This is a genomic window from Salipiger sp. HF18, from assembly GCF_011806505.1.
Taxonomy (GTDB): Bacteria; Pseudomonadota; Alphaproteobacteria; order Rhodobacterales; family Rhodobacteraceae; genus Salipiger; species Salipiger thiooxidans.
This window is the reverse complement of the sequence record NZ_JAATOS010000166.1, coordinates 1-8,134: the sequence shown is the minus strand read 5'-3', so window position 1 is coordinate 8,134 and position 8,134 is coordinate 1. Positions and strand designations below refer to the sequence as shown.

The 8,134-nt window shown below is 67.7% G+C and carries 9 protein-coding genes and 1 pseudogene; 5 read left to right on the top strand and 5 right to left on the bottom strand.

Translation table 11 applies throughout. The annotated features are described in order from the left end of the window. Positions 1 to 276, bottom strand: a pseudogene (locus HC022_RS14345) (hypothetical protein); the annotation flags it as partial. A gap of 3 nt (positions 277 to 279) precedes the next feature. Continuing rightward, positions 280 to 894: a ribonuclease D gene (locus HC022_RS14340; protein ID WP_167452905.1), complete on the bottom strand. Its 615-nt coding sequence runs from the start codon at positions 892 to 894 to the stop codon at positions 280 to 282. A gap of 965 nt (positions 895 to 1,859) precedes the next feature. Here HC022_RS14340 and HC022_RS14335 point away from each other — a divergent pair. After that, positions 1,860 to 2,549, top strand: a complete 690-nt coding sequence (locus HC022_RS14335) for a sugar transferase (protein ID WP_167452904.1) — start codon at positions 1,860 to 1,862, stop codon at positions 2,547 to 2,549. Positions 2,550 to 2,640: 91 nt separating this feature from the next. On the opposite strand, the gene HC022_RS14330 is transcribed toward HC022_RS14335, so the two are convergent. Further along, on the bottom strand, positions 2,641 to 3,441 hold the full coding sequence (locus tag HC022_RS14330) for an acyl dehydratase (protein WP_167452903.1): 801 nt from the start codon (positions 3,439 to 3,441) through the stop codon (positions 2,641 to 2,643). Positions 3,442 to 3,475: 34 nt separating this feature from the next. Between HC022_RS14330 and HC022_RS14325 the strand changes: the two genes are divergently transcribed. Next, complete coding sequence (locus HC022_RS14325) at positions 3,476 to 3,874, top strand: VOC family protein (protein WP_167452902.1); 399 nt, start codon at positions 3,476 to 3,478, stop codon at positions 3,872 to 3,874. Between the two features lie 66 nt (positions 3,875 to 3,940). On the opposite strand, the gene HC022_RS14320 is transcribed toward HC022_RS14325, so the two are convergent. Then, complete coding sequence (locus HC022_RS14320) at positions 3,941 to 4,606, bottom strand: OmpA family protein (RefSeq protein WP_167452901.1); 666 nt, start codon at positions 4,604 to 4,606, stop codon at positions 3,941 to 3,943. A gap of 174 nt (positions 4,607 to 4,780) precedes the next feature. Continuing rightward, complete coding sequence (locus tag HC022_RS14315) at positions 4,781 to 5,611, bottom strand: methylated-DNA--[protein]-cysteine S-methyltransferase (protein ID WP_167452906.1); 831 nt, start codon at positions 5,609 to 5,611, stop codon at positions 4,781 to 4,783. A 129-nt stretch (positions 5,612 to 5,740) separates the two neighbouring features. On the opposite strand from HC022_RS14315, the gene nth reads away from it, so the two are divergent. The 3 genes from nth to HC022_RS14300 all read left to right on the top strand — a co-directional run. After that, complete coding sequence (gene nth / locus HC022_RS14310) at positions 5,741 to 6,385, top strand: endonuclease III (RefSeq protein WP_040384803.1); 645 nt, start codon at positions 5,741 to 5,743, stop codon at positions 6,383 to 6,385. Next, positions 6,382 to 7,395 carry an adenosine kinase gene (locus HC022_RS14305; RefSeq protein WP_167452900.1) on the top strand — a complete coding sequence of 338 codons (1,014 nt, stop codon included), beginning with the start codon at positions 6,382 to 6,384 and terminating at the stop codon, positions 7,393 to 7,395. The genes nth and HC022_RS14305 overlap by 4 nt, the downstream gene beginning before the upstream one ends. Positions 7,396 to 7,611: 216 nt before the next feature. Beyond that, positions 7,612 to 8,134 (top strand): S8 family serine peptidase (locus tag HC022_RS14300; RefSeq protein ID WP_254885094.1); only part of this gene is annotated, 523 nt, incomplete at its 3' end.

Genomic DNA, 8,134 nt, shown 5'->3' with positions numbered 1-8,134 from the left:
CCGCAGCCGCGCCATGTCGGCGGCCAGCGGCTCGGCGCGGTCGGCGGTCATGGTGATGCGGTCGCCCTTGTCGGTGGTGCCGGCGAAGTTCGGCGCCACGATCTGCTGGCGGGGGGCATCGCCGGGGGCCTCGCCCTCGACGAAGGGCAGCTTGTTCACCGGCTCCGACACGCGCGGCAGCAGGAACATCGTCGACAGCAGCGTGAGCGCGGCCAGAGGCAGCAGCAGCTTCAGCCAGCCGATGAACTTGGAATATGTGTCCCCGCGCGGTGCCATCGGTCACGCATGGGCAAAGATGTCGGTCTCGGGCCAGCCCTCGAGATCGAGCAATGCGCGCGTCGGCAGGAAGTCGAAACAGGCCTGCGCCAGCGCCGTCCGGCCCTCGCGCTCGAGCATTCCGTTCAGCCTGTCGCGCAGCTGGTGGAGATAGAGCACGTCGGAGGCCGCATAGTCGAGCTGGGCCGCGGTCAGATCCGCGGCGCCCCAGTCGCTGGACTGCTGCTGCTTGGAGATGTCGACCGACAGCAGCTCCTGCGTCAGCGCCTTGAGCCCGTGCCGGTCGGTGTAGGTGCGCACCATGCGGCTGGCGATCTTGGTGCAATAGACCGGGGCGGCGAGCGCGCCGAAGGCATGGTACATCGCGGCGATGTCGAAGCGGCCGAAGTGGAAGAGCTTCAGCACGGTCTCGTCGCGGAGCAGCCGGCAGAGGTTCGGCGCCTCGGTCTGGCCGCGGGCAACCTGCACGAGATGGGCATTCCCGTCGCCGCCCGAGAGCTGCACGACGCAGAGCCGATCGCGGTGCGGATCGAGCCCCATGGTCTCGCAGTCGATGGCCACGACCGGTCCAAGGTCGAGCCCATCGGGAAGATCGCCCTTGTAGAGGTGGTTCGCCATGATCCCGGACCCTTTCAACTCGTGCTTCCGATCTGCGAGGGGAATAGGCAAGCAGCGCGGGTTCTGCAACTGAGCCCGACCACGCCGCGGCCACATTTGCGCGATGCCCCGGGCGGAATGTGGCCTGATTCGGGGCGAATATGGCGATTCATTGTCGTGCCTCGGGCGCGAATTCGACCCTCTCCCTCTCGGTCTCCGAACAAGTGTAACATTTCGTGAGGAAAGTCACTCGCTTCTCGCGTGTCGTTCGCCGGGGGCTGTGCGCGGCACCGTAAGCGGGCATCGCGCCGGGGCACGAGGGCGTCTTCGGGGGCGGATCCGGGCCCCCCGCCGGGGTGGGCGGCCGGATCGCGGCGGCGGGATTGTTTCCGATTGCAGGTCCTCTCGGGCACCGTGCCGTAGCGGATGCGCCGCCGGGCCGGAGAGTGTTCGCGAACCGTCAACGATCCGCCGTTTTCGAGGGCAGCGGATCTGGGGTGGAAACAATCAAGGGTTGTTTTCTTCGGGCATTGTTTCTGGCCGACTTGAGCCTCTCCGGTCGCCGTGCCGGCACGCCGGGACCGGCACCCAGGCGCGGGTGGACGAGAGCTTGCGCCCGGGTGAAATACCCACGGAGACGGTTGAGGAACGGCGCGAGACGGGCACGTGAATCAATCAAAAAGTGTAGTAGAAAGCAGCTGTTGACGGATTTCCTGGCGTTATGATTAAAGATCAAGGTCGATCAATAGAACATATTTCTGTCACACGACGGCACTCGGGGGGTGGTGCTTCCACTTGGGAGTTTTTGGTTAGATTGCTGCGGTCCGCTCGGTCCTGAAGTTCTGAAAATCCGACCCGTTCGCGGGTGCTACGAGCCTGTTTCTCCGCTCGGAGAGACACGGATAAGTTGTGCCTTTCGATCGGGAACAGGGACGCTCCGCCGCCTTGCCATTGCTTTCGTCGATCAATGCCTCCGGGAGGTCGAATTGACACTGCACATACGCCAGCCGCTGCCGACGGCCGACATCGAGAAGCTCATCGACGACGCGCTCTTCGCCGCGCCTAGGGGTGCCTTCTACCGCCATTTCGCCAAGCGCGTTCTCGACGTGGCGCTGGTGCTGATCGGGGCGCTGCCGGCGCTGCTGGTCACGCTGGTGCTGGCCGCGATCATCGCCTCCGACGGCCACCGGCCGGTCTATCTCCAGCGCCGGGTCGGACGGAACGGGCGGGTGTTCCACATGTGGAAACTGCGTTCGATGGTGAAGGACGCCGACGCCCGGCTCGAGAGCTATCTCGCCGGCAACGCCATCGCCCGCGCGGAGTGGCACCGGACCCAGAAGCTGCGTCGCGATCCGCGCATCACGCCGGTGGGCCGGATCATCCGCAAATGCTCGCTCGACGAGCTGCCGCAGCTCTGGAACGTGCTGCGCGGGGACATGTCGCTGGTCGGGCCGCGTCCGATGATGGTCGAGCAGCAGTCCATCTATCCGGGCACCGCGTATTACGCGATGCGTCCGGGCATCACCGGCTTCTGGCAGACCTCGGTGCGCAACGAGTCGAGCTTCGCCGAGCGCGCCGGCTTCGACACCGCCTACCTGCGCGACCTCTCCTTCCGCACCGACCTGAAGGTCCTTGCCCGCACCGTGCGGGTGGTGATCCACGGCACAGGCTGCTGAGTCCGTCTCTCTCTCTCTCTCTCTCTGCCTCTCTCCGAGGGTTCACGACAGACCCCCGCCCCGGCGGCGGTCTTCGCGCTTCAGAGGGACGTCAGAACGAGAGCTCGGCGCTCATGCATTGCCGCCTGTCGGCGCCCCGGATCCAGGCGTCGCTGCCCTTGCGACATAGCGTCACCGTCTCGCCCAGCGTGACCGGCGCCGTGGCGCGGAAGGCGAAGCGTCTCAGCGGTGCGCGGTCCTCGGCCATCAGCATCAGCAGCTGCGCCAGCAGGGGCCCGTGTACCACCGGCGCGGCGTAGCCCTCGACCTCGCGGCAATAATCGGCGTCGTAGTGGATGCGGTGGCCGTTGAAGGTCAGCGCCGAGTAGCGGAACAGCAGCGTGCTGTCGAACTCCGCCGGCAGCGCCTCGTCCTCGTCGTCGCGGGCGACCGGCGGCACCGGCTGCGGTGCGCCGGGGGCGGGGTCCTCGCGGTAGACGACGTCCTGACGTTCGTCGACGCAGAGCACGCCCTCCTGCATCACCTGGTGGCGCAGGGTGACGAAGGTCAGCGGCCCGCTGCGGCCGGTCTTTCGGGCCACCGACTCGCAGCTGGTGCGCTTCTCGGCGGGGATGCCGGCGCAGAGCGGCGCGAGGAAGTCGAGCGTGCCGCCCGCCCACATCCGCCGCGGCAGGCCGAGGTCGGGGATCAGCCCGCCGACGCGCGGATGGCCGTCGCGCCCAAGCGCCACCGGCGGCCGCGCGTCCCAGAAATGCAGCTGGTGGAAGAAGGGGGGCAGCGGGTCTCCGGTCTCGATCCCGGCGGGTCTCCCAAGCGCCGCCAGCAGGGCATTGGCGCGGGCCGGGTCCATGAGATCGGTTTGACGTGTCGTCTGCGGGGCGGCATCGTGCATGAAACATCTCCCTTTGCAGCGGAGCTAGCCCGGTATGCCGCCGTCCGTCCAGTCGTTCGACCACCTCGTCCTCACCGTTGGCGATACCGGCGTGACCTGTGCCTTCTACGAAAGCGTGCTGGGCATGACAGTGCTGCGCTTCGAGGCGGCGGACGGAACCCTGCGAGTGGCGCTGCGCTTCGGCGCCCAGAAGATCAACCTGCACGAGGCCGGGGCCGAGTTCGAGCCCAAGGCCCGCGCCGCCACGCCGGGCAGCGCCGACCTCTGCTTCCTGAGCGATGTGCCGCTCGATGCGTGGCTGGGGCATCTCGACCGGGCGGGGATTCCGGTGATCGAGGGGCCGGTGGCGCGCAGCGGGGCCGAGGGGCCGCTCATGTCGGTCTACATCCGCGACCCTGACGGCAACCTGCTCGAGATCTCGAACCGCGCCTGAGGGGCGCAAACGAAAACGCGCCGCGGGGGTGCCGCGGCGCGTTCGTTGTCCGTCGGGAACGGCGGATCAGGAGTTCGGCAGGATGACGATCTCGACCCGGCGGTTCTGCTGCTTGCCCTCGGCGGTCAGGTTCGACGCGATGGGCTGGTCCTCGCCACGGCCGATCGACTGGATGCGCGAGGACGGCACGCCCTCGGCGACAAGCACGCTCGACACCGCCTGCGCGCGGCGCAGCGACAGTTTCTGGTTGTAGGCGGCGTCGCCGTCGCTGTCGGTGTGGCCCAGCACCTGCACGGTGGTGTTCGGGTATTGCAGCAGCGAGCGGCCCACGGTGCGGATGTCGGCCTGCAGGTCCGACCGCAGCGCGGCGCTGTCGAACGGGAACAGGATGTCCTGCGGCATGGTCACGACCAGACGGTCGCCGGTGTTGTTGATCGACACGTTGTTGCCGAGCTGCTGGCGCAGTTCCGCTTCCTGCTTGTCGAGCTGGTTGCCGATCAGGCCGCCGGCGATGGCGCCCACGGCGGCACCGGCGAGGGCGTTCTTGGTGGAATCGTCGTTGTTGCCGCCGATGATGCGACCCGCGGCCGCGCCGCCGAGCGCGCCGAGCAGCACGCCGCTGTTGGTGTTCCGGTTCGGGTTGCCTTCGCCGAAGGTCTGACCCTCGCCGCAGGCGGTCAGGGCCATCGCTGCTGCGAGCGAAACGAAGATGGAAGTTCTGGCGCGGATCATCTGATGCCTCATGTTCTGTCGACCCTCAACGGGGTTCCTACTGCTTTATAGCGTCAGCATGGACTGCGGGAACACCGCTGTCACCGGGGAATCGGCGGGTCTCCGCGCATCGTGAAGCACGGGCTCAAGGGCTTGTGAAACGGCCCCGCCGTACAGGTCCGGGGCGCGCCACGCTCAGGCCTCGAGCCGCGCCGATTCCCAGGCGAGGATGGCGCGCTTGACCGGCAGGCCCCAGTGATAGCCGCCGAGCCCGCCTGACTTGCGCAGCGCCCGGTGGCAGGGGATGAGAAGCGACACCGGGTTGCGCCCCACCGCGGTGCCGACCGCGCGGACCGCCTTGGGGTGGCCGACCGCGTGGGCGATCTCGGAATAGGTGGTGACGTGGCCCGAGGGGATGTGCATCAGCGCCTCCCACACCTTGATCTGGAACGGTGCGCCGATCAGGAACAGCGGCACCTCGCCCTCGGTCCGGCCGAAGGCGCGGGCCACCCACTCCTCAAGCGCGTCCGGGTCCTCGATGTACTCCGCACCGGGCCAGCGGCTGCAGAGATCCTCCATCGCCGCCGCCTCGCCGGTTTCCGAGGTGAAGGCCACGCCGCAGATGCCGCGGTCGGTCGCCATCACCAGCGCCGGGCCGAAGGGGCTGTCGAAGCGGCCCCAGCGGATCACCAGCCCCTCGCCGCCGCGGGCGTAGTCGCCGGGGCTCATCGCCTCCCAGCGCAGGAACAGGTCGTGCAGCCGCCCGCCGCCCGAGAGCCCGGTGGCAAGCGCCGTGTCGAGCGTGGTGAAGCGCTCGCCCAGCAGCGCCTTGGCGTGGCCCAGCGTCAGGTACTGCTGCAGCCGCTTGGGCGAGACCCCGGCCCACCGCGAGAACACGCGCTGGAAATGCGCCGGGCTCATATCCATCCCGGCGGCCAGGTCCTCGAGCGTCGCGGCCGGACCCTTGGCGTCCACCAGCTCGATGGCGCGTCGCATGACCTCGTAGTGATATCCGCCTTCGTCCATGGCCTTGCCCTCCGACTTGCTCCATGCGCGCGCCGCAACTGCGGCCATCCACCTCTTTTTCTAGACAATTCGTCCCGTGGAGCGACCCGAATATTGCGCATCCCGGTGCGCTCGGGCATCAATCGCGGGATGGCCAAGCAGCTCGATTATCATACCATGCGGGAAATCTTCACCCGCTTCCGCGAGTCGGAGCCCGAGCCCAAGGGCGAGCTCGAGCACGTGAACGCCTATACGCTGGTCGTCGCCGTCGCCCTGTCGGCGCAGGCCACCGACGCGGGCGTAAACAAGGCCACCCGCAAGCTGTTCCAGATCGCCGACACGCCGCAGAAGATGCTCGATCTCGGCGAAGAGGGCGTGATCGAACACATCAAGACCATCGGGCTCTACCGCAACAAGGCCAAGAACGTCATCAAGCTGTCGAAGATCCTCGTCGAGGAGTACAACGGCACCGTTCCCTGTTCCCGCGCGGCGCTCGAGAGCCTGCCCGGGGTCGGGCGCAAGACGGCGAACGTGGTCCTGAACATGTGGTGGCACTACCCGGCGCAGGCGGTGGACACCCACATCTTCCGCGTCGGCAACCGCACGGGCATCTGCCCGGGCAAGGACGTGGTGGCGGTCGAGCGCGCCATCGAAGACAATATTCCAGTTGATTTTCAACAGCACGCCCACCACTGGCTGATCCTGCACGGGCGCTATACCTGCGTCGCGCGCAAGCCGAAGTGCAACGCGTGCCTCATTCGTGACCTTTGTGATTTCGAGGACAAGACACCATGACGCTTACTCCCCAGCATCCGACCAAGAAGTACCAGGTCGTCGGCATCGGTAACGCCATCGTCGACGTGCTGACCCGCGCCGACGACAGCTTTCTAGAGCACATGGGCATCGAGAAGGGCATCATGCAGCTGGTCGAGCGCGAGCGCGCCGAGCAGCTCTACGGCGCCATGGAGAGCCGCGTTCAGGCCCCCGGCGGGTCGGTCGCCAACACCCTCGCGGGGCTCGGCAACCTCGGGCTGCGCACCGGCTTCATCGGCCGCGTGCACGATGACGCGCTGGGCCGCTTCTACGCCGACGCGATGGAAAAGGACGGCTCGGATTTCGTCAACGCGCCGGTGCCGGGGGGCGAGCTGCCGACCTCGCGCTCGATGATCTTCGTCTCGCCCGACGGCGAGCGCTCGATGAACACCTACCTCGGGATCTCCTCCGAGCTCGGACCCGAGGACGTCTCCGAGGACGTGTCGGCTCAGGCCGAGATCATTTTCCTCGAGGGCTATCTCTTCGACAAGCCCAAGGGCAAGGAAGCCTTCCTGCGCGCCGCCCGCACCTGCCGCGCCGCCGGCGGCATGGCCGGCATCGCGATCTCGGACCCGTTCTGCGTCGAGCGTCACCGCGACGACTTCCTGCGTCTCATCGCCAACGAGATGGACTACGTGATCGGCAACGAGGCCGAGATCCGCTCGCTCTACCAGGATGACCACCTCGACAAGGATCTCGCCCGCGTTGCCGAGGTCTGCCCGCTGGTGGTCTGCACCCGCTCGGGAGATGGCGTGACCATCGTCCGGGAGGGCGAGCGCATCGACATCCCGGTGACCAAGGTCGTGCCCGTGGATGCCACCGGCGCCGGCGACCAGTTCGCCGCGGGCTTCCTCTACGGTCTCGCCACCGGCGCCGACATGGAGACCGCGGGCCGCATGGGCACCGTCGCCGCCTCCGAGGTCATCGCGCACATGGGGCCGCGCCCCGAGGCCGACCTCAAGGTGCTGTTCCGCCGGGCCGGGCTGCTCTGACCGGAGAATTTACGCTGGGTTCACGTTAAGAGGCTTCGTAGAGACAACCTTAGAGTGTAATTTCGCTTCATTGGACACTGATATTGCCCCATTGAAGCGAGAGAGCCCATGTTTGTCATTCTACGTGACGAGAATGCACCCTTCCGCAGCCGAGCCCCGCGCCCGGCTGCGCCCACCGGCCTTCCGGGGTTCGGTCCGGGGGCCCTGGAAAGTCCGATGATCGCGGCGGTGCCCCCGTCGCCCAAGCTCGAGACCGCGGATCTCAGCGCTGCCGACATGCGCGACGTGGCCCATGACCCCTCGGTCGCCGCGGTGGCACGCGCCATGCCGACCAAGCTGATCGAACCGGAACCGCTCGACGACGTGCGGGCCGAGGACGCCGAGCCTGCGTGGGGCGTGGCCGCGGTCGGCGCGCTCGACGCCCCTTTCACCGGGGCGGGGGTCAGGGTCGCGGTGCTCGACACCGGCATCGACACCGACCACCCGGCCTTCGCGGGCGTCAATCTCGTGACCCGCGACTTCGCGGGTTCGGGCATCGAGGACGCCAATGGCCACGGTACCCATTGCGCCGGCACCATCTTCGGGCGCGACGTGGACGGTACCCGCATCGGCGTGGCGCGCGGGGTCACCGATGCGCTGATCGGCAAGGTGCTGGGCGACGATGGCAGCGGCTCGTCCGAGATGCTCTTCAACGCGATCAAGTGGGCCTCGGACCAACAGGCGCAGGTGGTCTCGATGT